Annotated in this window: 19 protein-coding genes and 2 pseudogenes; 11 read left to right on the plus strand and 10 right to left on the minus strand. The window is 65.3% G+C overall.

The window, feature by feature from the left end; genetic code table 11:
* Positions 1-35 precede the first annotated feature (35 nt).
* From FOM02_RS07940 to FOM02_RS07950, 3 genes are read left to right on the plus strand one after another with little or no spacing between them, the layout of a single operon-like run.
* The gene (locus FOM02_RS07940; protein ID WP_028146217.1) at positions 36-1169 is read left to right on the plus strand and encodes an MlaE family ABC transporter permease; all 1134 of its coding nucleotides are present in this window, start codon (positions 36-38) and stop codon (positions 1167-1169) included.
* A gap of 2 nt (positions 1170-1171) precedes the next feature.
* Positions 1172-1957, plus strand: coding sequence for an ABC transporter ATP-binding protein (locus tag FOM02_RS07945; RefSeq protein ID WP_035729442.1), 786 nt, complete (start codon positions 1172-1174; stop codon positions 1955-1957).
* 25 nt (positions 1958-1982) lie between these two features.
* Positions 1983-2852: an MlaD family protein gene (locus FOM02_RS07950; protein ID WP_027560386.1), complete on the plus strand. Its 870-nt coding sequence runs from the start codon at positions 1983-1985 to the stop codon at positions 2850-2852.
* A gap of 340 nt (positions 2853-3192) precedes the next feature.
* On the opposite strand, the gene FOM02_RS07955 is transcribed toward FOM02_RS07950, so the two are convergent.
* Entirely contained in the window at positions 3193-8829 is a 5637-nt protein-coding gene (locus FOM02_RS07955) for a negative regulator of septation ring formation (RefSeq protein WP_265441586.1), read from the minus strand.
* A 397-nt stretch (positions 8830-9226) separates the two neighbouring features.
* Between FOM02_RS07955 and FOM02_RS07960 the strand changes: the two genes are divergently transcribed.
* Together FOM02_RS07960 and FOM02_RS07965 are read left to right on the plus strand one after the other, a co-directional pair.
* The gene (locus FOM02_RS07960; protein ID WP_027560384.1) at positions 9227-9601 is read left to right on the plus strand and encodes an Hpt domain-containing protein; all 375 of its coding nucleotides are present in this window, start codon (positions 9227-9229) and stop codon (positions 9599-9601) included.
* Between the two features lie 178 nt (positions 9602-9779).
* Positions 9780-10100, plus strand: coding sequence for a 2Fe-2S iron-sulfur cluster-binding protein (locus FOM02_RS07965; RefSeq protein ID WP_027560383.1), 321 nt, complete (start codon positions 9780-9782; stop codon positions 10098-10100).
* An 80-nt stretch (positions 10101-10180) separates the two neighbouring features.
* Here the strand turns inward: FOM02_RS07965 and FOM02_RS07970 are convergent, their stop codons facing one another.
* Positions 10181-10648, minus strand: a complete 468-nt coding sequence (locus FOM02_RS07970) for an acyl-CoA thioesterase (RefSeq protein WP_092213321.1) — start codon at positions 10646-10648, stop codon at positions 10181-10183.
* A 182-nt stretch (positions 10649-10830) separates the two neighbouring features.
* Between FOM02_RS07970 and FOM02_RS07975 the strand changes: the two genes are divergently transcribed.
* The 3 genes from FOM02_RS07975 (at position 10831) to FOM02_RS07985 (ending at position 13161) form a co-directional block, all read left to right on the plus strand.
* Positions 10831-11859, plus strand: coding sequence for an NAD(P)/FAD-dependent oxidoreductase (locus FOM02_RS07975; protein ID WP_027560381.1), 1029 nt, complete (start codon positions 10831-10833; stop codon positions 11857-11859).
* 106 nt (positions 11860-11965) lie between these two features.
* Positions 11966-12565, plus strand: a complete 600-nt coding sequence (locus FOM02_RS07980) for a DUF2147 domain-containing protein (RefSeq protein WP_027560380.1) — start codon at positions 11966-11968, stop codon at positions 12563-12565.
* 248 nt (positions 12566-12813) lie between these two features.
* A complete protein-coding gene (locus FOM02_RS07985) occupies positions 12814-13161 on the plus strand; it encodes a hypothetical protein (protein WP_027560379.1) in 348 nt (115 codons plus the stop codon).
* Between the two features lie 106 nt (positions 13162-13267).
* Here the strand turns inward: FOM02_RS07985 and FOM02_RS07990 are convergent, their stop codons facing one another.
* The 3 genes and pseudogenes from FOM02_RS07990 to FOM02_RS08000 form a co-directional block, all read right to left on the minus strand.
* On the minus strand, positions 13268-14245 hold the full coding sequence (locus tag FOM02_RS07990; protein WP_265441587.1) for a TonB-dependent siderophore receptor: 978 nt from the start codon (positions 14243-14245) through the stop codon (positions 13268-13270).
* 685 nt (positions 14246-14930) lie between these two features.
* Positions 14931-15146, minus strand: a pseudogene (locus FOM02_RS07995) (TonB-dependent receptor plug domain-containing protein); the annotation flags it as partial.
* Positions 15147-15721: 575 nt separating this feature from the next.
* On the minus strand, positions 15722-16138 hold the full coding sequence (locus FOM02_RS08000; protein ID WP_084334465.1) for a winged helix-turn-helix transcriptional regulator: 417 nt from the start codon (positions 16136-16138) through the stop codon (positions 15722-15724).
* A 122-nt stretch (positions 16139-16260) separates the two neighbouring features.
* Here FOM02_RS08000 and FOM02_RS08005 point away from each other — a divergent pair, with 122 nt between their 5' ends.
* Positions 16261-17487, plus strand: coding sequence for an L-dopachrome tautomerase-related protein (locus FOM02_RS08005; protein WP_265441588.1), 1227 nt, complete (start codon positions 16261-16263; stop codon positions 17485-17487).
* 48 nt (positions 17488-17535) lie between these two features.
* On the opposite strand, the gene FOM02_RS08010 is transcribed toward FOM02_RS08005, so the two are convergent.
* The 3 genes from FOM02_RS08010 to FOM02_RS08020 form a co-directional block, all read right to left on the minus strand.
* Complete coding sequence (locus FOM02_RS08010) at positions 17536-17805, minus strand: hypothetical protein (RefSeq protein ID WP_265441589.1); 270 nt, start codon at positions 17803-17805, stop codon at positions 17536-17538.
* A 197-nt stretch (positions 17806-18002) separates the two neighbouring features.
* On the minus strand, positions 18003-18155 hold the full coding sequence (locus tag FOM02_RS08015) for a helix-turn-helix domain-containing protein (RefSeq protein ID WP_265441590.1): 153 nt from the start codon (positions 18153-18155) through the stop codon (positions 18003-18005).
* Positions 18149-19051, minus strand: coding sequence for a cupin domain-containing protein (locus FOM02_RS08020; RefSeq protein ID WP_265441591.1), 903 nt, complete (start codon positions 19049-19051; stop codon positions 18149-18151). The genes FOM02_RS08015 and FOM02_RS08020 overlap by 7 nt, the downstream gene beginning before the upstream one ends.
* A 156-nt stretch (positions 19052-19207) precedes the next feature.
* Here FOM02_RS08020 and FOM02_RS46765 point away from each other — a divergent pair, with 156 nt between their 5' ends.
* Together FOM02_RS46765 and FOM02_RS46770 are read left to right on the plus strand one after the other, a co-directional pair.
* A complete protein-coding gene (locus FOM02_RS46765) occupies positions 19208-19780 on the plus strand; it encodes a hypothetical protein (RefSeq protein WP_322596957.1) in 573 nt (190 codons plus the stop codon).
* Positions 19668-20558 (plus strand): annotated as a pseudogene (locus FOM02_RS46770) (outer membrane protein); the annotation flags it as partial. The gene FOM02_RS46765 and the pseudogene FOM02_RS46770, both read left to right, overlap by 113 nt.
* 97 nt (positions 20559-20655) lie before the next feature.
* On the opposite strand, the gene FOM02_RS08030 reads toward FOM02_RS46770, so the two are convergent.
* Both FOM02_RS08030 and FOM02_RS08035 read right to left on the minus strand, forming a co-directional pair.
* Positions 20656-22020 carry a sensor histidine kinase gene (locus FOM02_RS08030; RefSeq protein WP_265441593.1) on the minus strand — a complete coding sequence of 455 codons (1365 nt, stop codon included), beginning with the start codon at positions 22018-22020 and terminating at the stop codon, positions 20656-20658.
* The gene (locus FOM02_RS08035; protein ID WP_027560373.1) at positions 22017-22697 is read right to left on the minus strand and encodes a response regulator transcription factor; all 681 of its coding nucleotides are present in this window, start codon (positions 22695-22697) and stop codon (positions 22017-22019) included. Before FOM02_RS08035 ends, FOM02_RS08030 begins: the two co-directional genes overlap by 4 nt.
* Positions 22698-22968 lie beyond the last annotated feature (271 nt).

Here is a 22968-nt window from a genome sequence, read left to right on the forward strand (position 1 = left end):
CTGATTTTCTCCGCCTCGGCAAGGGAGCGGACATCTTGAACGGCGATCCCAAGCTGGAGCGGATTGCCAAAGGCAACGCGCTGGCCCTCTGCGCCACCGGAACCTGGACCGCGAGCTTCGCGCCGGTGCTGGAGCGGATGGTGGCTGACGCCGAGAAGCTCGCCGGCGGCCCGCAAAGCATCTTCATCGACGTCTCCGAGGTCGCCAAGCTCGACACCTTCGGCGCCTGGCTGATCGAGCGGCTGCGCCGCAGCCTGACGCAAGGGCCGGTCGAGGCGCAGATCGCCGGCCTCTCCGCCAATTATTCCAGCCTCGTCGACGAGGTGCGGCGGGTCAGGGCGACCCCCGTGATCGAGAGCAGCACGATCACCATCACCGGCATGCTGGAGCAGATCGGCCGCGCCGTGGCCGGCCTTACCGGCACGATGACCGGCCTCATCGACATGCTTGGCGCGGTGCTCGCCGCAGGCTTTCGCGTGCTGATCCATCCACGCTCGTTCCGCCTGACTTCGACCGTGCACCATTTGGAGCAGGTGTGCTGGCGCGCGGTGCCGATCATCGTGCTGATCACCTTCCTGATCGGCTGCATCATAGCCCAGCAGGGCATCTTTCATTTCCGCCGTTTCGGCGCCGACATCTTCGTGGTCGACATGCTCGGCGTGCTGGTGCTGCGCGAGATCGGCGTGCTCTTGGTCGCGATCATGGTCGCGGGCCGCTCGGGCAGCGCCTACACCGCCGAGCTCGGCTCGATGAAGATGCGCGAGGAGATCGACGCACTGCGCACCATGGGCTTCGATCCGATCGAGGTGCTGGTGCTGCCGCGCATGCTGGCGCTGGTGTTGGCGCTGCCGATCCTCGCCTTCCTCGGCGCGATGGCCGCGCTCTATGGCGGCGGGCTCGTCGCCTGGCTCTATGGCGGTGTCGATCCCGAGGCCTTCCTGCTGCGGCTGCGCGACGCCATCTCGATCGACCATTTCATCGTCGGCATCGTCAAGGCACCTGTCATGGCCGCCGTGATCGGCATCGTCGCCTGCGTCGAAGGGCTCGCGGTGCAGGGCAGCGCGGAATCGCTCGGACAGCACACGACAGCCTCGGTGGTGAAGGGCATCTTCTTCGTCATCGTCATGGACGGCGTGTTCGCCATCTTCTTCGCCTCGATCGGGATGTGACGATGGCGCAAGACATCCAAAACGCTGTTCAAAACCCGATCATCCGCGTCCGCGACATCACCGTGCAGTTCGGATCGACGCGCGTGCTCGACGGCCTCAACCTCGACGTCAAGCGCGGCGAGATCCTCGGCTTCGTCGGCCCCTCTGGCGCGGGCAAATCGGTTTTGACGCGCACCATCATCGGCCTCGTGCCGAAGGTCGCAGGCTCCATCGAGGTGTTCGGCGTCGACCTCGATTCCTCCAGCACATCGCAGCGCCGCAATGTCGAGCGGCGCTGGGGCGTGCTGTTCCAGCAGGGCGCGCTGTTCTCTTCGCTCACCGTGCGGCAGAACATCCAGTTTCCGATGCGCGAATATCTTCGCGTGTCGCAGCGGCTGATGGACGAGATCACCATGGCCAAGCTCACGATGGTGGGCCTCAAGCCCGAGGTTGCTGAGCGCTTTCCGTCGGAATTGTCGGGCGGCATGATCAAGCGCGTGGCGCTGGCCCGCGCGCTCTCGCTCGATCCTGACCTCGTGTTCCTGGACGAGCCGACCTCGGGCCTCGACCCGATCGGCGCCGGCGATTTTGACGAACTGGTGAGGACGCTCCAGCGCACTTTGGGGCTGACGGTTTTCATGGTAACGCACGACCTCGACAGCCTCTACACAGCATGTGACCGCATCGCCGTTTTAGGGAACGGTAAGATCATTGCTGCAGGGTCGATGGCCGACATGCAGGCCTCGCAGCATCCCTGGCTGAGGCAGTATTTCCATGGCAAGCGCGCCCGCGCGGTCATGGGTTCGTAGCTGGGTTGAGTAGCCGGAGCACCTGATGGAAACGCGGGCGAATTACGTATTGATCGGGTCGTTCACGCTGGCGGTGATCGCCGCGGCGATCGGCTTCGTGCTGTGGTTCCAGTCGCTGCACACCACCAAGCAGCGTAGCCCGCTGCGCGTCGTGTTCGAGGGCCCGGCCGCGGGCCTGCGCAATGGCGGCAGCGTCAACTTCAACGGTATCCGGGTAGGTGAAGTGGTCTCGGTGAAGCTCGATAACCCGCGGCGGGTTGTCGCACTCGCCATGGTCGAGAACAACGCGCCGATCCGCAAGGACACGCTGGTCGGCCTCGAATTCCAGGGCCTGACGGGCGTTGCCGCGATCTCGCTCAAGGGCGGCGAGGAGGCGGCACCGGCGCCGCCGCTCGACGAGGACGGCATTCCCACGCTGACGGCCGATCCGAACAAGCTCCAGGACGTCACCGAGGCGATCCGCGCCACGCTCCAGAACATCAACAAGATCGTCGCCGACAATCAGGAGTCGGTGAAGAACTCGCTGAAGAACCTGGAGACCTTCACCAACTCGCTCGCCCGCAACTCCGAGAAGATCGACGGCGTGATGGCCAAGGTCGACGGCGTGATGCTCAAGGCCGACAATCTCATGCTCGGCCTCAACACGCTCGCCGGCGGCAAGGACGGCGGCGAGCTGTTCCAGGCGGTGAAGTCGATCCGCGAACTCGCCGAAGATTTCGACAAGCGCTCCGGCGCGCTGATGACGGACGGCCGCCGCACCCTCGGCGACATCAGCCGCGCCGTGAACAATTTTGACCGCAACCCCACCCGCGTGCTGTTCGGCGCCAGCAACTCATCGCAAGCCGCCCCGCCGCCCGAGCCGCCGAAGCCGGTAGCGGCGCCGAGGCGGCAGTAGGCGGACACGGACCTCTCCACTCGTCATTGCGAGCGAAGCGAAACAGTCCAGACTACCTCTGCGGAGACAGTCTGGATTGCTTCGTCGCTTCGCTCCTCGCAATGACGATCGCTACGTCGACCTCGCTCTTGGTCCCGGCATCCTGAGGTGCGAGCGCAGCGAGCCTCGAAGGATGCTCGGCCCGGAAGCAGCCGGGCCGTTGCCCTTCGAGGGCCGCTGCGCGTCCGCCTCAGGGTGACGGTGATAGATCAGGGCGTGGCCTTTCCTACCATCGCAACGACGATCGCAAACAAAAACGGAGGCCGTGAGGCCTCCGTTTTCTATTCGCGATGATTGCCGCTTACCCCAGCCGGCCCGCCGCATGCGCGAGCAGGGTGTAGACCAGGCCCGTCTCCGAGGTCAGGTGGCTGCGCAGTTCCTGCGGGCCGCGGCCGTCGCGGGCGACTTCGTCGAGCAGGCGCTCGAACTCGGCGACGTAGCGGTCGACGGTGCCCTTGAAGTTGCGGTCGGCGCGATACTTGCGGGCGACCTCGTCAAAGGCCTTCTGGCCGGCGGGCGTGTACAGGCGCTTGGTGAAGGCCTTGTTCTCGCCGCGCTGGTAGCGGTCCCACATCTCGGCGGCGAGGTTGCGGTCCATCAGCCGACCGATGTCGAGCGACAGCGATTCCAGCGGATTGCTGCTGCTCTGCGGCGCCTGCGGCTGCGGCGCGGGTGCAGCGCGGCCACGGGAAGCCTCGCGACCGTTCGGGGCGCCCTGGTTGGCGTCGGTGCGGTTGAGCAGATCCGACAGCCAGCCGTCACGGTTCTGGTCGTTGCTGGAAGGCGCAACCGACGGCGCTTCGGTGCGACGCGAGGGGGCGGGCATGCCGAGGGTCGAGGCGCTGCCGGTGTCGCGCATGCGCGTCTCGGTGCCGCGACCGCCCGCGGCTGCCATCAACGGCTCATCCTGGCGCTGGACGGCGGCAGAGGCGCGGCCCGTCGTCGAGACGTCGAGGCCGCGGCCGTGCTGGGCCACGATGCGGTTGAGCTCGGCGAGGGCCTCGATCTGGTCGACGATCACCTTGCGCATCTGCGCAGTGCTCTCGGCGGCCTCCTGCGGCATCTCGAGCACGCCGCGGCGCAGCTCGTTGCGGGTGGCTTCGAGCTCGTTGTGCATCTCGAACGCCATCTGCTTCATGCTGGACACGAGGTTGGTGAACTTCTCGGTCGACTGCTTGAACATCGCATCCGCCTCGTCGGTGGTCTGGCGGTAGATGTCGTGCATGGCCTCGATGGTCTGCCGGTGCTCCTCCTCGGAGGCCGATCGCACCGCCTCGAACTGGCGGGTGATCGCGGCCGAGCCTGCGCCGGCGGTCTCCGCGACGACGCGGGCGATGTCGCGGGCGCGCTCCTCGGCGGCGGCCAGCGATTCATCGAGCAGGCCGGTGAAGCGCGACAGCCGCTGGTCGAGATCGGTCGTGCGCAGGTCGATCGTGGTGACGAGCGATTCCAGCGCCTGCTTGCGTTCGGCGAGCGAGGCGGTGGTGTTCTTGTTGCTTTGCTCGACGACCTGGGCGGCATCGACGAGCGCCTTGCCGTGGGCGTCGAACTGGGTCGACAGCTCGCCGAGATCCTGCAGCGCCTTCGTGGTCTTGCTGTTGAAGACGTTGAGCTGGTCTTCCAGGTTCTGCGTCGCAGCGCCGTTGCGCGAGGTGACGTCGTTCATCGCCGAGACGAAGTCGGCGACGCGCGTCACCAGCGCCCGCTCGAGCGAGTTGAGGTTGTCGTGCGCACCGGTCAGCACCTCCTGCAGCAGGATGTTGCCTTCGCGCAGGCGCTCGAACAGGGCGACCGTGTCGGTGCGCAGGATCTTGCTGGTCTCCTGCATCTCGGTGACGGCCGCGATCGAGACCTGGCGCGACTGGTCGATCGCGGAACGCGAAGCCTGTTCGAGGTCCTTGAGCGACTTGCCGACCGCGCCGGTGGCCATCTCGCTCGCCGCATTGATGGTGCGGGCGACTTCCGAGCCGTTGCCCATCATGGTCTGCGAGAAGGCGTGGCCGCGCGTCTCGATCGACTTCAGCGCGTCGGAGGTGACGCGGTCGATGTCGAGCGTGAGCTGGCTGGTCTTCGAGCCGATCGCGTCGACCAGCGCGCCGCGCTTGGCGTCGATCATGTTCGACAGACGGTCGGCCTGCTGCTGCACATAGGTGACGATCTCGTCGGTCTTGCCGGTCATGGCCTGGCCGAAGCTGCTCGAGGCGGCAAGCACCGAGCGCTCGATGTCGGCCGAGCTCGACTTGACCCGCGAGCTCGCCTCGTTGGAGGCGGAGATCAGCGCGTTTTGGGCGTTGAGCGCGCTGCTCTGGATGTCGCTGGTCGCATTCGCGGTGGCCGCGCTCAGTGCACGCTCGATCTCGGTCGAGATCGTGCGGATCTGGCTCGCGGCATCCGCGGAGGTCGAGGTCAGCGAGGTCTGCGCCTCACGCGCGCTGTTGAGGATGGTCGAGGCGGTGTCGGCGCCGACCGCGGTCAGCGTGCGCTCGATGTCCGTGGTCAGGGACTTGATCTGGCTCGCCGCATCGGTCGATGCGGAGATCAGCGTGCCCTGCGCTTCGCGCACGCCGCTGGTCAGCGCCTCGATGGTGGCGCCGCCGGCGGTCGCCAGCGCGCGCTGCATCTCGGCCGCGAGCGAGCGGACCTGGCTGGTCTGTTCGGCGGAGACCGAGAGCAGGGTGCTCTGGGCGTCGCGGGCGCTGGTGGTGATCGTCTCGGCGGTGGTCTGGCCGACCTGCGAGAGCGAACGATGCACTTCGGCCGCAAGCGACTTGACCTGGCTTGCCGCGTCCGAGGACGCCGTGACCAGCGTGCTCTGGGCTTCGCGGGCGCCGGCCATGATGGATTCGGCCGTCGCAGTACCCGCCATCGAGAGCGAGCGCTGCACGTCGGAGGAGAGTGCCTTGATCTGGTTGGCAGTCTCGCTCGAGGCGGCGATCAGCGAAGTCTGCGCATCGCGGGCGCCGGCCGTGATCGATTCCGCCGTGGTGGTGCCGGCGAGCGACAGCGAACGCTGCACGTCGGCGGTGAGCGTCTTGACGTGATTGGCCGCGTCCGAAGACGCCGTGACGAGCGTGGTCTGCACCTCGCGGGCGCCGGCCAGGATCGAGGCTGCGGTGGCGGAACCGGCCGCCGACAGCGTGCGTTCGACGTCGGCTGCGAGCCCCTTGATCTGGTTCGATGCATCGCCGGATGCTGCGACCAGCGACGACTGCGCTTCGCGGGCGCTGCTCAGGATCGAGTTCGCTGCTCCCGTGCCGACCGCGGTCAGCGCGCGCTCGACCTCGGCGGAGGTCATCTTGAGCTGGGCGTTGACGTCGGAGGAGACCGTCATCAGCGACTGCTGGGCGGTGCGCGCACCGGTCTGGATCGTCTCGCTGGTGTTGACGACGAGGTTGGTGAGCGAGCGTTCGGCGTCCTCGACGTGCGAGCGGATCGCGGTCGAGATCATCTCGGCGCGGGAGATCATGTCCTCGCTGGCCTGGCGGCCGCTGCTCTCGATGCGGCCGGCGACGGCCTCGACGCGCGAGCCGAGCAGGTCCTCGAACTGCGCCACGCGCACGTCGATGTCGCTCGCGACAGAGCCGACCTTGGTCTCGATGGCGTGCTGGACGTCCTGGAAGCGCGCGGTGACCGTGTCGGTCAGATGCGTGCTGCGGCTGTCGATGATCTCGGTGACGCCGGTGATGCGGCGGTCGACCGCCTCGATCGCCTGCGCGGTGCCGTCGGTCAGCGTCGAGGTCAACAGACCGAGGCGGGTGTCGATCGACTGCATGGCGTGCGAGGCGCCGTTGGTCAGCGCGGTCGTCAGGTAGGTGAGGCGGGTGTCGATGGACTCGAGCGCCTGCGAGGCGCCGCCGGTGAGGGTGGTGGTCAGATGCGTCAGGCGCGTATCGATGGTGTGGATGGTCTGCGATGCGCCGTCGGTCAGCGACGTCGTGAGGTGGGTGAGGCGCGAATCGATCGACTGGATCGCCTGCGCGGCACCGTCGGTCAGCGAGGTCGCGAGCGTGTCGAGACGGCCGTCGATGGTCTCGGTGACGGACCGCGCACGGGTATCGAACGACTGCTCGAGCGCGCTGACGCGGCCGCCGAGCTGCTCGTCGAAGGTCTTGATGTGGCCTTCGATGGTGCCGTCGAGGTTGGCGATCTTGCCGTTCAGCGAGGCGTCGAAATTGCTGACGCGGTCGCCGATCGTGGTCTCGAACTGCACCAGACGCTGGTCGAGCACGGCCGTGATCTCGCCGCCGTTGGCGGTGAAGCGGGTGTCGAAATTGTCGACATAGGTCTTCAGCGACTCATGGATGTCCTGTGTGCGCTGGCCCATGCGCTCGACGATCTCGCCGCCGAACGTCTTCACGGTGCGGTCGAACTCGGAGATGTGGCGGGTGATCAGCGCGCCCAGCGTGCCGGAGTCGCGGGCGAACTTCTCGACCAGCTCGGAGCCCTGGTTCTTCACCAGCTCGTCGAACGCGCTCATCTGCAGCGACAGCGAGTCGTGCGCGGTCTCGGTCTGGCTGACGACCTTGGCGACGAGGGCGTTGACGGTGGCGTCGAGCGCCTCGCTGGCCTTGTCGCCGCTGGTCATGATGTGGCCGGCAAGGCGGTTGCCGGCGTCGTCGATCTTGGCGGAGAGGTCGTTGGAGCGCAGCTCGAGCTCGAGCAGCAGCGAGTCCGACGAGTTCTTCAGGCTGTCGTGCACCTGCTCGGTGCGCTCGGAGATGCCATCGACGATGGCGGCGGAGCGCTGCTCGAACTCGCCGGTGATGCGGTCGATGCGCTCGTTCAGCATCTCGTGGACGCGGTCGGCGAGATCGACGAACTCGTCGTGGACGTGGCCGGTCTTGAAGTTGAGGCTGGTGGTCAGCCGCTCGCTGGCATCGAGCACGGCGCGCGTGGTCTCGTTGCTGGCTTCCTCGAGACGGTCGAGCAGGTCGCCGCCGCGCTCGCCGAGCGCCAGGATCATGTTGTCGCCGGCATTGCTCAAGGCGCTGGTGATGTGGGCGCCGCGCTCTTCCAGCGCGCCGGTGATGGATTTTGCGACCTCGTCGACGCGCGAGGCGATCGCGTCCGAGATCAGCGCGATGTCGTGGCGCAGATCGATCTGCACGCCGGAGATGGCGCTGCGGACCTGCTCGGCCTGGCCGACCAGGTTGTCGCGCTGATGCGCGATGTCCTGGAGCAGGGCGCGGATGCGCACCTCGTTGTCGCTATAGGCGCGCTCGAGCGCGGCGACCTCGTTGGCGACCAGCGTCTCGAGCTCGCCGGCGCGCGCGATCGCGCGCTCGATGCCGTCGCCCATCGCCGCGACCTCGCGGCGGATGGCCTGGCCGACCGTGACCATGGAATCGGAGGCCGAGCCTTCCGGCTCGGAGAAGCGGATCGCGACCTGCGCCATCGCTTGCGCGATCATGCGCATTTCCTGGCCGCGCCAGACGAGGCTTGCCAGGAAATAGAACAGCATGATCGGGGCGAAGAACATCGCGATCAGGCCGGCGATGACCAGCACGCCGCCGCTCTGGCCCATGGCGGCCTGGATCGAGGGCAGGAAGCCGACGGTCAGCGCGGCGCAGGCCGCAAGCCAGACGCCGGCGAAGATGGTGGCGAAGGTGTAGACGCTGCGGGCGGGGCGGCCCTTCTGAAGCGCCTGGAGCAGCTGGCCGATGGTCTCGCGGTCGTCATTGGCGGCACGGCGCGCGGTGCGCGGCTCCTCGATCGAATCGAACACGGTGGCGCGCTCATTGGCGGCCGGGCGCGGCTCGAAGGTCGGCTCGTCGTCGAACACGGGAGGCGCCGGCGGTGTCATCGCAGGCGCGGTCTCGTTGCGCATTGCGGCGTTGCGGCTGGTGTCCGCGGCCGTATCGCTGATGTTCAGGGCTTCCTGGATCGCAGAAAGCGCAACTTCTGTCGGGTCTTTGACCTTCTTGGGAGTATTCGCCATGTTCAGTCCGAGCCCTCGTTACTTGTACACGCCCCCCGCGAGCCCTGCGCGCGACGCAAGCTCACAGACCGGATCATGCCGCTTGCGCGGATCTCCGAGCCGTCCCCACCCGGACGGCTTGTCCGCTAATTTCCGCAACATCCTATTGGCAGAGCGTCGCGAATGAAATGCCCGCGATTAAGACAATCTTAATCATCGTTAACAGGATCGCGCCGTAAAGCCTTAGCAATAAATGCAATTCTCCACCGAACTTGGTCGATTGCGGCAACTTTTCGTCAATAAACGGGCAGAATTGCGTAAAACGGCCCAAACATTTCGTTAACCATTTCCATGCTTGGGTGGAGGGGAAGTCACCGCCGAACCGGCGGAACCATCGCGCGATGCCGGGGCCTGCGCCATGACGCCTGAACTGCAACGGATGGACTGGATGCCCTCGCCCCCGCTTGCGCCCATCGACAGCCCGCTCGACCTCGACCACCTCTCCCGCATGACGCTCGGCGATGCCGAGCTGGAACAGGAAGTGCTCGCGATGTTCGCCGAGCAGGCGGTCCGCCTACTCGCCGCAATGACTGCGTTGCCGGCCGAGACCGGCGCGCTCGCGCACAAGCTCAAGGGCTCGGCGAGGGGGATCGGCGCCTTTGCGGTTGCCGACGCGGCCGCCAGCCTCGAGATGGCGATCCGGACCGGCCACGACCGGCCGCACGCCTTCGCCGCGCTGAAGGTGGCCGTGGCCGAGGTCCGCGCGGCGATCGCGGCGATCCTCAAGCACTAGGCTCGCAAGCCCGATTCGTGCGGGGGCCTTGCGCGTTGGCCTTCTGTCTGAACGCGTTTTCCTCCGCGCGAAACGGGGCCCACTTCGCTTGAAAACGCTATAGCGCGGCCCTGACCGACCCGTTATAGGACAGCCCGGATACTCCTTTTTCCCCAACATCGCGGCAGCACGAGCACACATGGCCAAGATTCACTTTGTCGACCACAAGGGCGAAACCCGTACGGTGGAAGTCGAGAACGGCGCGACCGTGATGGAAGCTGCGATCCGCAACAGCATTCCCGGCATCGAGGCCGAATGCGGCGGCGCCTGTGCCTGCGCGACCTGCCATGTCTATGTCGACGAAGCCTGGCGCGAGAAGGTCGGCAGCCCGACGCCGATGGAAGAGGACATGCTCGACTTCGGCTTCGACGTGCGCCCAAACTCGCGCCTGTCCTGCCAGATCAAGGTTTCCGACGAGCTCGACGGGCTGGTCGTTGCGACGCCCGAACGCCAGGCCTGATCTTTCACTCTAGGAGTGCATGATCCCGGAAACCGCTACACACTTTGCGCTGTCGGGGCCCTGCGGGTCCGGATCATGCACTATGAGCCCGGCGGCACGACCTCGATGCCGCGCTTGTGCCAGGGCCTGAGCTTCTCGATCACCTCTGCAGTCAGCGGCGCCGGACGCCGCGTCGCCTCGTCGAGCAGGACGCCGACGGACGTCGCCGAGGCAATGCACTTTCCGTTCGAGAACACGACCTGCTCGAAGGTCACTGACGTCCGTCCGAGCTTCACCACGCCGAGGCCGAGCTCGATCGTGTTCGGCCAATGCAGCTCGGCGCGGAAATGGATGTCGAGCCGCACCATGATCCAGGCGAGGCCCGGCGGGGTCAGCCCGTATTCGGGAAGCTTCATCAGCGTGACACGGCCGGTCTCGAAATAGGTGGCGTAGACCGCGTTGTTGACGTGCTGGTTGGGATCGAGATCGCCGAAGCGCACGTTGTCGCTGAGGCGGTAGGGGTAGTCCTCAAGGCGCGGCGTCGTGTCGAGGCGGCTTGGTGCGTTCACCGATTGATCTCCGTCATATCGCAGCCCGTTACAGCCCAGTTATCCTGACCCGGCAAGTGGGCGCGGCTGCGGGGCGCTCCCGCTTTTATGCCTTCCCTGATCCATCCCCGTTGGCTAGACAGGCAGGGTCACCTCTGCCCAACGGGCGCCGTCCAACCGATAACGACCGATAAAGAGACGACATGAGCGACGTGATCAAAACCGATGTGCTGATTATTGGCGCCGGCCCCTGCGGCCTGTTTGCCGCCTTCGAGCTCGGCCTTCTCGACATGAAGGCGCATTTCGTCGACATCCTGGACAAGGTCGGCGGCCAGTGCGCCGAGCTCTATCCGGAAAAACCGATCTACGACATTCCCGGCATTCCGCAGGTCTCGGGGCAGGGCCTCACCGACGCGCTGCTGGAGCAGATCAAGCCGTTCCATCCGACCTTCCATCTCGGCGAGATGGTCGAGACCGTCGAGAAGATCGGCGATCCCCTGTTTCGCTGCACCACCGATGCCGGCAAGGTGTTCGAATGCAAGGTGGTGGTGATCGCGGCCGGCGGCGGCTCGTTCCAGCCGAAGCGTCCGCCGGTGCCGGGCATCGAGGTCTATGAGGGCACCTCCGTGCATTACGCCGTGCGCAAGATGGAGACGTTCCGCGACAAGAACGTGCTGATCGTCGGCGGCGGCGATTCCGCGCTCGACTGGACGCTCAATTTGCATCCGGTGGCAAAGCGCATCACGCTGCTGCACCGGCGCGATGAGTTTCGCGCAGCCCCGCACAGCGTCGAGCAGATGCGCGCGCTGGTGGCCGGCGGCAAGATGGATCTGAGGCTCGGCCAGGTCACCGCGCTCTCGGGCGCCGACGGCAAGCTGAGCGGTGCCACCGTCAAGGGCAACGACAACAGCATCACCGAGGTGGTCTGCGACACCATGCTGCCGTTCTTCGGTCTCACCATGAAGCTCGGCCCGGTCGCGAACTGGGGCATTGCGCTCGAGAACAATCTGGTGCCGGTCGAGACATCCGCGTTCGAGACCAACGTGCCCGGCATCTTTGCCATCGGCGACATCAACACCTATCCCGGCAAGATCAAGCTGATCCTGTGCGGCTTCCATGAGGGCGCGCTGATGTCGCAAAAAGCCCATCGCTACGTCTATCCGGATAAGCGGCTGGTGTTCCAGTACACGACCTCGTCCTCCAGCCTGCAAAAGAAGCTTGGTGTCAACTGAGGGCGAGGGGCGGGAACGCCATGCCCCATGTTTCTGGTGCTGGAACCGTTCGCGAAATCGCCGTAGTCTGCGGCCATTCCAGTTGCCGCTTAGCAAGGTGATCATAATGCGGAATCTCTTTTCCAGCTTTCGGCTGCTCTCGCTGCTCGCGCTCGCACTGTCGATCGGCGCGGTGAGCCCGGCTGCGGCACAGGCGCAGCAGCCGACCGCAGCGGGCCTGTGGCAGAAGGTCGAGGACGGCAAGACAGTCGGATGGTTCCTCTTCATCGACCACAACGGCATCTTCGAAGGCGTGATCGCAAAGACCTTCCCGCGCCCCGGCGACGATCCGAACGAGGCCTGCACGAAGTGCACCGACGATCGCAAGAACCAGCCGGTGCTCGGTCTCTCCTTCATCCGCGACATGAAGCGTGACGGCTTGAAGTACGAGGGCGGCAACGTCGTCAATCCGCGCGACGGCAACATCTGGAAGGCCAAGATGACGGTGAGTCCCGATGGCCAGACCCTGACCATGCGCGGCTTCCTCGGCATTTCCCTGTTCGGCAAGGACGAGACCTGGCAACGCCTGCCGGACGCCAACATCGCCCAGGTCGATCCCGCCATCGTCGCGAAGTATCTGCCCGCGCAGGCCGCCGCGACCAAGCCGGCGCCCACGCCTGCAGCGAAGAAGGGCGGCGCGATGATGGCGCCCGCTCCGAAGCAGTAGGCGGTTTTCGCATCCCCTGAGAGTCGTCGCCGCGGCGGTCTTGTCCCGACGGCCATATCCGTCGAAAGGCGCATGCCGTTGCACCTTTCTGCCGTAGTTCCCCGGAATGCGCGTTGGCGCCGGATTTGCATAGCTGTCGCAAAGCTGCTGGGGGAACGAGTCGCCATGTCCATGCCTGCCTGACGGCGTGGCCGGCGGGCGACATCGTCTGTCCCTCGCGGCGCCATTGTGATCCGCGGGAAGACGACATGCGATTTGCAAAACCATGTGCGGCAGCGCTGCTAGTGCTGCTGACCAGCCCGGCGCTGGCGCGCGACGACGGCCGCTACGCCAACTCGCCGCTCAAGCCCTGGTTCGAGAGCCTGCACAGCGAATACGGACAGTGCTGCTCGGATGCCGACGGCTATGTCGTTGCCGATGTCGATTGGGAATCCGACAAGGGACGGTACCGCGTCCATCTCGACGACGAATGGGTCGTGGTGCCTGACGGCGCCGTGATCACCGTGCCGAACAAGATCGGCCGCACCATGGTGTGGAAGCACTATATCGACGGCCATCCGCGCGTGCGCTGCTTCATGCCGGGCAGCATGACATAGCATCTCTAAGGCGCGATGAGATCAGGATGAATCGTCATCGCGCTTCAGGTTGTTGTTTGAGCATGGTCTTTTCGAAAAACCGCTGCGCACTTTTTCGGACCATGCTCTAGAACTTATAGGTCACGCTGCCCAGCACGGTGCGGCCGATGCCGAGGAAGCAGTCGCCGCGCGCAAGGCACGTGGTGACGTGACGCTTGTCGAACAGGTTGCTGGCATTGACTTGAAGGCGCCAGGGACCGGTCTCGTAACGGACCATCGCATCGAACAGCGTGTAGTCGGGCGTGCGGATGGTGTCGGTGCCGTCCCAGGAGGCGCCGATGTAGCGCACGCCGCCGCCGAGCGTGACGCCGGGAAGGCCGATCAGCGACAGGCGGTACTTCGCCCAGAGCGAAGCCTGGTGATCCGGCACGGTCTCGACATGCTTGCCGGCGTTGTCGCCGCTTTCCACGCGCGCATCGAGATAGGTGTAGGCACCGATCAGATCCAGATCCGGCGTGAGGCGCGCCAGCACCTCGAGCTCGGCGCCGCGGATGCGCACCTTGCCGGTCTGGACCGAGAGCAGCGGATTGTCGGGATCGCTGGCCAGGCGGTTTCGTTCGGTGGTGTCGAAGATCGCGCCGTTGATCGCGTTGCCGGGCGCCGGATTGTACTTGAAGCCGAGCACCACCATCTCGCCGCGCTGCGGCGCGCAGACACCCGCCGCGCAGACACCACTGCCGAACACAGGATTGAACGACTGTGCATAGGTCACGTAAGGCGTTACGCCGAACGGCAGCTCGTACATCAGCGCGGCGCGGCCCGTGGTCGCCTGGTAATGCTCGACCGGTGAGCCCTGCGTGTCGCTGGTGACGTAGTCGTGGCGCAGGCCGAGCACAGCGAGCCACGGTCCCAGCCGCAGCTGATCTTGACCGTAGAGACCGAGCTGGCTCTGGCGGAGATCGGGCTCGGCCGACATGTCCGGCGGCGTGACGCCGGTGTAGACCGGCGCGTAGAGATCGAACGGCGTTGCATCGTAACCTCCGCCGGACGAAGCCGCGGTAGTCGACGCCGAACAGCGTCTTGTGCTGGACGGAGCCCGTTGCAAATTTCAGCTCGGCATTGCTGTCCGACGTGAAGTTGTCCTTGACGCTGTCGCGAGCCCAGATATAGCGCGCCACTGTGCGCCGGTCCGCATCGAGGAACGGATTGTCCGGATTGGAGTACACGTCCGGATAAAGCCCGTGATAGATGCCCTCCACATGCGTATAGCGCATGTTCTGCCTGACGACGAGCGCATCGCTGAAGCGGTGCTCGAACAGGCTGGAGACCGCGCCGGTCTCGGTCTGATAGCGGTCCCAGCCCGGCTCGCTGGTGAAGCGGTTGACAGGGATGAAGCCGTTGGGACCGGGATAGAGCGTGCCCTCATGCGGCAGGAAGGCCGTCGACGAGCCGGTGGTGTCCTTCTGGTAGGTGCCGAGCACGGTCCAGCTGGTGTTGTTGGTCGGCCGCCAGGTCAGCGACGGCGCCAGCAGGATGCGGTCGTCCTTGACGTAGTCGGTCTGCATGTTGCTGTCGCGGAACACGCCGACGAAGCGATAGAGCCACTCGCCGTCCTTGGTCAGCTTGCCCGTGGAGTCGAGCTGCATCTGCTTGCGGTTGAAGCTGCCATATTGCACGCCGATCTCGTTCTCGGATTCGGCTTGGGGGCGCTTCGAGATCAGGTTCAACAGGCCGGCGGTCGAGGTGTCGCCGTAAAGCACCGAGGATGGACCGCGCAGGACCTCAATGCGCTCCAGCGTGTAGGGCTCCGGCCGCCATTCGTTGAAGTTGAACGTGTTCACCACGCGCGTGCCGTCGAGATAGATGTTCGGATCCTGGCCGCGGATGCGTGGAAAGTCGCCGCGCGAATCCGCACCGTACGCGTCGGCGAACACGCCGGGGACGTAGCGCAGCGCCTCCTGCACGGTGGTCACGCCCTGGTCGGTGACGCGATCGGCGGTCACCACGCTGATCGACTGGGGCGTCTCGCGCAGCGGCGTGTCGGTCTTGGTGCCGGTGCCGCTTCGGGTCGCGACGTAGCCGCGGACGGGGCCCGTCGCGGTCTCCGCGCCAGCACTCGCGCCCGCGGCTGGGGTGTTGGCGTTCGCAGCGGCCCGCTCGGCTTGACGACGACGGCTTGCCGCTTGCACAGCCTGGCGTGAGCGAAGCGAATGGGCGCGCGCCGCTGGTCGCGGCGATGATTGCTGGACGACGACAGCGGGCAGCTCCTGCGACGATGATTGCGCCGCGGCCGGCGCCGCGTCCATCAAGCTTGCCAACATCGGCAATGTGCCGCCGATCAATCCTGCCGTCGTCCTCAGCCATGTAGTCATTCGCGACCCCATCATTTGCGGGGCGGACGACTAACAAGCGCAGTCTCGGGCTTGAAGTGCAGGAAGGACTCAATGGTCCCTCAATCATCAGATTTAGAATTAGTATTCATGTAAGGAGATCGCACGCCGCTTGATGGCGGCGCGCGGATCGGTGATTGTGAAAATGGCGCGGTGTGCCTTGGCGCGGCGTAGACCGACGCAGGGCCGCCCTACGCGTGGCCTGACGGCAGGCTCCGTCTGACCCGCGGCGAGAGTGGAACGGCTCCGTTGACCGCGCCGGCACGGGCAGCTTCCGTCGCGAGATACTGATTGCCCCACGTCCAGAGCATGCGAACGACCGGCTCGAGGGAGCGCCCCAGCGCCGTCAAGGAATACTCGACCCGCGGCGGGACTTCGGCGTAGATCTCGCGATGAATGAGGCCGTCGGCCTCGAGCTCGCGGAGCTGGCGCGTCAGCATGCGCTGCGTGATGCGGGACAGGCGCCGCTTGAGCTCGTTGAAGCGAATCGTGTCGTCGAGCAGATGATAGAGGATCACGCCCTTCCACTTGCCGTCGATCAGATCGAGGGTGGCCTCGACGGGACATCCAACGGCGCAATCATACGTCTTGCCGCCGAGCTTCTGCATAGTTCACTCCGTGATACTAGAGGACCGGCCTGTGCGTAATTGTCAGTCGCCAAATTAGCGCGCATCGTCGCTCTCGCAAAGACTGATGTCAGCGACGCCGTGATGAACGAGCTTCGGCCTGGATGGAAGTCTCTGCATTCAAAATCCTGCGGCGGCAACCGGCGCAAGACTGGTCGAACGCGCGCGGGAATAACCTTAGAAAACACAGGGAGCGAACGGTGCGAAGCGTGAGGAGAGGAATTCGACTTGTCACTCTGCTGTCGGCGGCAATCGTCACGGGCGCAGCCTGTGCGGAAAGCGGAAGCGGCAACGCTGAAGTTTTCGCGAGGCTGCCTCAGTCAGTCGGCAACATTGCGTTTACGCCCGACAACCAGCTGATCTTCAGCCACCATCCCTTTTTCAGTCCGGACATACGCGTGGCGCGGCTGACGTCGCCGACGACGTTCGAGCCGTTCCCGAATGCCGAATGGAATACGCCACGAAAAGGCACCGATCAGTACCTGGACAATGTGCTGGGCCTTCGTTCCGACGAAAGCGGTGTCGTGTGGATCATCGACATGGGATTCCGGACGCAGATCACGCCGAAGCTGGTGGGGCGGAATACGCGCACCAACAGGCTGGAACGCATCTATTACATGCCGGAGCCGGTGACGGTGAAAGGCTCGCAGCCGCAGGACATCGTGATCGACCAGAAGAACCGGAAGTTCTACGTCGCCGACGAAAACATCGGGCCTGGTGGCGACGGATCTCACGCTGCGATCATCGTCATCGATATGGATACGGGCGTCGCCCGGCGCGTGCTGGACGGCGATCGATCCACGGTCCCCGAGAATGTGCCAATCACCGTGGATGGCAATGATCTGACGGTGCCCGGCAAGGACGGCAAGCCTTCGCTCATCAAGGTCGGCTGCGACGGCATCACGATGGATGCGAGGTCCGAGTGGGTCTATTTCGCGCCGCTCAGCGGCGGTTCGTTGTACCGCATCAAGGCGGCCGACCTCGCCAACGAGAAGCTGCCCGCCGAAGAGCTGAGCGCGAGGGTGGAACGCTACTCGGACAAGCCGAACAATGGCGGCCTGTCGATCGACTACGCGGGCAACATCTACCTGACTGCGGTCGAGACCAAATCGATTGGTGTCGTCGGGACCGATCGGAAGTTTCGGACCTATCTGAGCGATGCGGACATGGTGTGGCCGGACGGGATCACGGCCTCTCCCGACGGCTATATGTACGTATCGGCGTCACAGGTCTCCGCAGCCGCCATGTTCCATGGCGGGAAAGCAGAAAACAAGACGCCGTATCTGATCTATCGATTCAAGCCGATCGCATCGGGCTATATCTCACGCTGACGGCGAGAGCGACGACCCCGGCAAGGACAGCCGGGGTCGCAAATTGTCTCAGCGTTCCTCGCTCGCCGCGGTCGCGCTCGCCAGCCGCTTGACGCGCGGCGACAGCACCGAGACTTGCGCGGGGGAGGCGGGCATGCCGGCGACGATCATCGCGGGCGCAGCCGACTGCTCCTCGACGCCGGCACCGCCGAGCACCTGCACCTGAGTCGTCGAGATCGGAAACGACTTGACTTCGTAAGAGGGAAGTTCGCCGGCGAACGCAGCCGTGGAGCTCGCAATCATCGCACCGGCGACGGCAATCATCGAAAGAAAACGCATTGGAAAATCTCCGTTGAAGATGTCAATCGGAGGTTTGGTCGCGGCGATGCCGCAGCAGGTTCGCTCGCATGCGAACATTCGACGGCCGCCGGCGATCTATTTGGTTGCGTCAGGCGACAGCGATGAAGCAATCCTGAAACATTTCCGCGCTTCGGTTTCATGACCGTTCCGCGCCACGGACCGGACCCGCGGCAGGTTCATCGGAGCCGTAAAGCGGCAGAGCGGATGTCGGACGGAGTCGCGTTGTAGGCGCGTCGAAACGTCCTGTTGAAATAGGAGATGTCGCCGAAGCCGCACTCGAACGCGATGGCGCTGATGGTGCGGGTGGCGAAGCTCGGATCCTTCAGCATTTGCTGCGCGCAGTCGAGCCGCGCGCCAGAACGAATTCCGAGAAGCCGGTGCCGTCGCGTTCGAACAGCTTGTGCACGTAACGCGGCGAGACGCCGTGCCGCAAGGCGAGCGTCGTTGCCGACAGCTCGTGATCGCCGAGGTTCTTGCGGATGTCGGTCTTGATGGCCTGAAGCCGGGCGGCCGCGAGGCCGCGCCCTTCCGCTTCATGAGCGACGTCGTCCTCCGCGCCGAGCGCGAGCGCTGCCAGATCTATGATGTGGCTCGCCACGGCTTGCGCGAGCGGCGGCGCATCGAGCGGGCCGGCCGCATGAAGCGTGTTCACGTACTGCAGCAGCAGGCGAAGCGCGCCGTTCTCGGCCGGAATCTGCCGCGCATAGGCGGAGTCCAGATCGCGGAGCAGCACCGCGAGTTCGGGCCGAGGCAGGACGATGGTCAGGAATTGCCCCATGCGGTGCATCGTGCTGACCGACGGATCGGTCCCGGAGATCACGACGGCGGTGCCGGGGCGCCCGACGATCTCGCGCCCGAGCTGTCTCGTCGTGGAAGCGCCGCTGATGAGCACGGAGATACCGAAGCCGTCCCGTGCGCCGGCGAGATGCTGGCGAGTGAGGTGGTAATGTGCCGGCGACCGCGATCCCGACACGATGCCGATGCCGGGCAGGCTCTGGAAGGTCACGCTGGCATGAAACGGCTCGTCGCCGATCGGCTCGATGTCCACATTCGCGATGCTGCGGCCGTAGATCTCCCGCCATTTGGCGAGGCGTTGCTGGACCGGAAATTCGTCCGTGGAGACATGGACGGGCGTGGAGCGGGACCTGGGCGGTGTCATGAAGGAATAGTTGCAGTCCATCGTCCGGCGGTTCGAGCCGATATCACCGATGATGCTATTTTTCAATCGGCGGCGCTTCCGTCGTGTTGTCGGAATGCACCATTGAGCCGGCAATCCGCGGGCGAGTTCATCATTGTCCGGACTTGTTCTCATCGGTCCAAGAGCCGTGCCGCGAGACCTCCTAGGCTTTGCGCAGCTGAAGTCGAGCGAAAGGAATCGGTCGTGAAGAAAGCGTCTCTCGTCGCCGTGGTGATGGTCATCGGCGGAACGGCTGCCGCAGGGGCGGCCGACCTGACCCGGCCGGCCTACGTCAAGGCGCCGCGGCTCGAGGCCACGCTGTATGACTGGACCGGCTTCTATCTCGGCGTCAATGCCGGTTATGGCGTTGGCCGCAATCTGACCAGTGCCGGATTTACCGGCACGATCTTTACCGAGATCAGCCGCCTCGGGCCGCAGGGCGGGCTCGGCGGCGCGCAGGCCGGCTACAACTGGCAGGGCGGCAATCTCGGTCTCGGCAACGTGGTCCTCGGTGTTGAGACGGATATCCAGGCCGCCGACCTGAAGGACGATCGTTGCGGCGTCTTCTCGCTCCCGGCCTGCAGCGCCCTGGGCCTCACTTATTCGCAACGGCTCGGCTGGTTCGGTACCGTGCGCGGCCGCGTTGGCCTGGCCAATGGCCCCGATGCTGAGCTATGTGACCGGCGGCTTTGCGTATGGCGACGTGCGGACCAGCGTCACCGAGATCCCCGACAGCTTCAGCATCAGCCAGGTCCGCACCGGCTGGACCATCGGTAGCGGTGTCGAGGCTGCTCTCGCGGGCAACTGGACCGGCAAGATCGAATATCTCTATCTCAATCTCGGCACCCAGACGGGCGCAGGCACCCTGCTGGGCACGCCTGCGAGTTTCTCGTCGGATACCCGCGAGCACATTTTCCGTGTCGGCGTGAACTATCGTGTCGGCGGCACCCCCTATCGGGAGCAGCCGGCGGCGAACTGGACGGGGCTTTATGTCGGCGGCAATGCGGGTGCCGCAATTGCGCGCAATGCCAGCACGTATGATGTCGTCGCTTCGACCGATCCCGGACGGCACGACTTGAGCCCGAAAGGCTTCATCGGCGGCGGACAGATCGGCTACAACTGGCAGGCCGCCAATTGGGTGTTCGGTCTCGAAGCCGACATCCAGGGCTCGACCCAGCGCGACAACGAGGTTTGCCTGTTGTGGTGCGGCCCGCCGATCGGCTTCGATCTCACCCTCGACCAGCGGATGACCTGGCTCGGCACGGCGCGGGCGCGCATCGGCTATTCGGTCGGCTCGTCGCTCTTCTATCTGACAGGCGGCGCCGCCTATGGCGACGTGAAGACGACCCTGGTCGACACCAATAATTTCGGTGTGTTCGTCGTGCAGCAGATCACCGCCAGGCACACCAAGAGCGGCTACACCGTCGGTGGCGGCCTCGAGTCGCCCGTCAATCCGTTCGGCTTGCTCGGTCCGAACTGGACCGCGAAGACGGAATATCTGTTCGTCGACCTCGGCAGCGTGACCGACCAGTACACCAGCGTTTTCGGTGCGACGTTCGCCCACACCAGCCACCTCCAGGAGCACATCTTCCGCAGCGGGCTGAACTATCACTTCAACACGCCGAAAGTATTGAGAGAGCGGCGAGGGCGCGCTAGCGCGCTTCCAGATCGAGCTGCGGAGATTTCGTCGCCGCCGCTCGTTCGGGAAAGCGCAGGCTCATCGTCGTGCCGTGGCCGGGCGCGGAGAAGATGGCGAGCTCACCGCCATGGGCGGTCATGATCTCGCGGACGATCGACAGGCCGAGGCCAGCGCCGCCGCCTGCGGTGTTGCCGGTCTGAAACGGCTCCAGCAGCTTGTGCTCGGCGCCGTCGGGCAGGCCTGCGCCGTCGTCTTCAACCGCGATGCTGCGGCAGGCGAGCGTGACGACGATGCGTCGGGCGCCATGGGCATGGATCAGCGCGTTGCCGACGAGATTGGCGAGCGCGCTGCGAATGGCGGCATCGACGCCCTGCACCAGCACCGGGCCTTCCTCGGCGCGCTCCAGCGCAAGCTCGATGCCGGCGTCCAGCGCCGAGGGACCGAAATCGGCCAGCACGTCCAGCGTGATCTCGGCAAGATCGATCGGCCGCTTTTCGATCGCATGATTTTGCAGGCGCGCCAGGTCGAGCATTGCGGACACCAGCGACGTCAGGCGGCGGACGTCGCGCACCAGCTCGGCCTTCAAGGCCGGCTCGGGCACGTCCTCGATCTTCGCGCGCAGCAGCGTCAGCGGCGTGCGAAGCTGATGGGCGGCGTTGCCGAGAAAGCGTCGCTGCATCCTGATATAGGCATCGATCTCGCCGAAGGCGCGGTTCAGCGCCTCGACCAGCGGCTTCAGCTCGCGAGGGACCTCGGACAGGGATATCAGACCCTGCGGGGCGGCAGGGTCGATCGCGAGCGCGCGAAGCGCCACCCGTTCGATGCCGCGTGAGACGAAACGCGCGGCCAGCGCCGCGCCGACGGCGACGGTCGCGGCGAAGGCCAGCGCCAGCAGCATGATCGAAAAGACACTGCGGATGAGAAAGTTTCGTGCAATCCGGCCGAACCGAACTTGAGGCTCGCCGATCATCATCGCGAGCTGCAACGAGCCCCTTTGCACGACGGCGAGGCAGAAGGTGCTCTTCTGGTCGAGCGTGTTGAAGACCGATGAGCCGACGGGCCCGTGATAGGGAAACGCGAAGGGAAGGGCCGGCCGGCGTTCGCTGCCGTACTCGCTGACCATCTCGCCTGCGGACACGACGTACCAGAGGTTCGGGCTGTCCGCCTTGAGCTCTTCGAGAGCGCGCGTCGGGCGCACCGTGAGGTTCTGCCCTTCGATCTCGGTGGCGCGGTCGAGAACGGCAACCACGACCCGGCACGCCCTGAACTCGCGCTCCTCCATCGGATAGCGCCACATGAAGAGGCCGAGCATGATCAGGAAGATCGTCGTCGCGGCGATGCCGAGCGACAGCGCAAAGGTCCGGGCGATCGAGGTCATCGCGGCGTGGCCAGCCGTAGGATGTAACCGATGCCGCGCATGCTGCGGATCTCGACGTCGCCGCCGTATGCCGCCAATTTTTTCCTCAAGCGCGAGACCTGCGCTTCGAGCGTGTTGGATTCGATCTCGTCGTCGAAACCGTAGATTTCCTCGATCAGGGCGTCGCGGGTGATGACGCGGTCGCGGCGCATCAGCAGCGCGCCCAGGATCAGGGCCTCGCGCCGCCGCAGCAGGACCTTCGTATCGCCGACCACCGCCTCGTTGCTGCCGAGATGCAGCTCGACATTGCCGAGCGACAGCACCGCGGGCGCGAGCAGGCGAGGCCGGCGCAAGACCGCACGCACGCGCGCGATCAATTCCTGCGGCTCGAACGGCTTGCCGAGATAGTCGTCGGCGCCGCCGTTGAGGCCGTCGACGACGTCCTCCTTGGCGTCCTTGGAGGTCAACATGATGATCGCGGGACGTTCCGGCGATTGGCTCAGCGCGGTGACCACCTCGAGCGCATCGCCGTCAGGCAGCATCCGGTCGACGATCGCGAGATCATATTTGAAATTGTCCAGCGCCTGGCGGGCATCGGCAATCGAGCCGACGACGTCGACGACGCCGTGCAATTGTCCGAGCAGCCGGCTGACATAGGCGCCGATCTGCGGTTCGTCTTCGATCACGAGCGAGCGCACGCACCTCGTCCTTCTCTGCTGGGGCAATCGAACCCCGACCATGACGCTTCCTGGCCGAATTCCGGCATTTCGGTTCGTGCGCGAGGTTCCATTAAGGCAGCGAGCTAGGCGAATAAAAGGCAGGAGCCGGGGAGTTGCACCGGCTGCGGCGGCCAAAATTTGAGAGTGTGAGCGGGGCCGGCAATGTTCGTGCAATGTTGGTCCGGCTGCACGGCTGACCGCGCGAAATGTCGCGGCGACGATCGCCCGTTGCAATCTTGGGGCAATTTTG

Source organism: Bradyrhizobium sp. SEMIA, assembly GCF_014844175.1.
GTDB lineage: Bacteria > Pseudomonadota > Alphaproteobacteria > Rhizobiales > Xanthobacteraceae > Bradyrhizobium > Bradyrhizobium arachidis.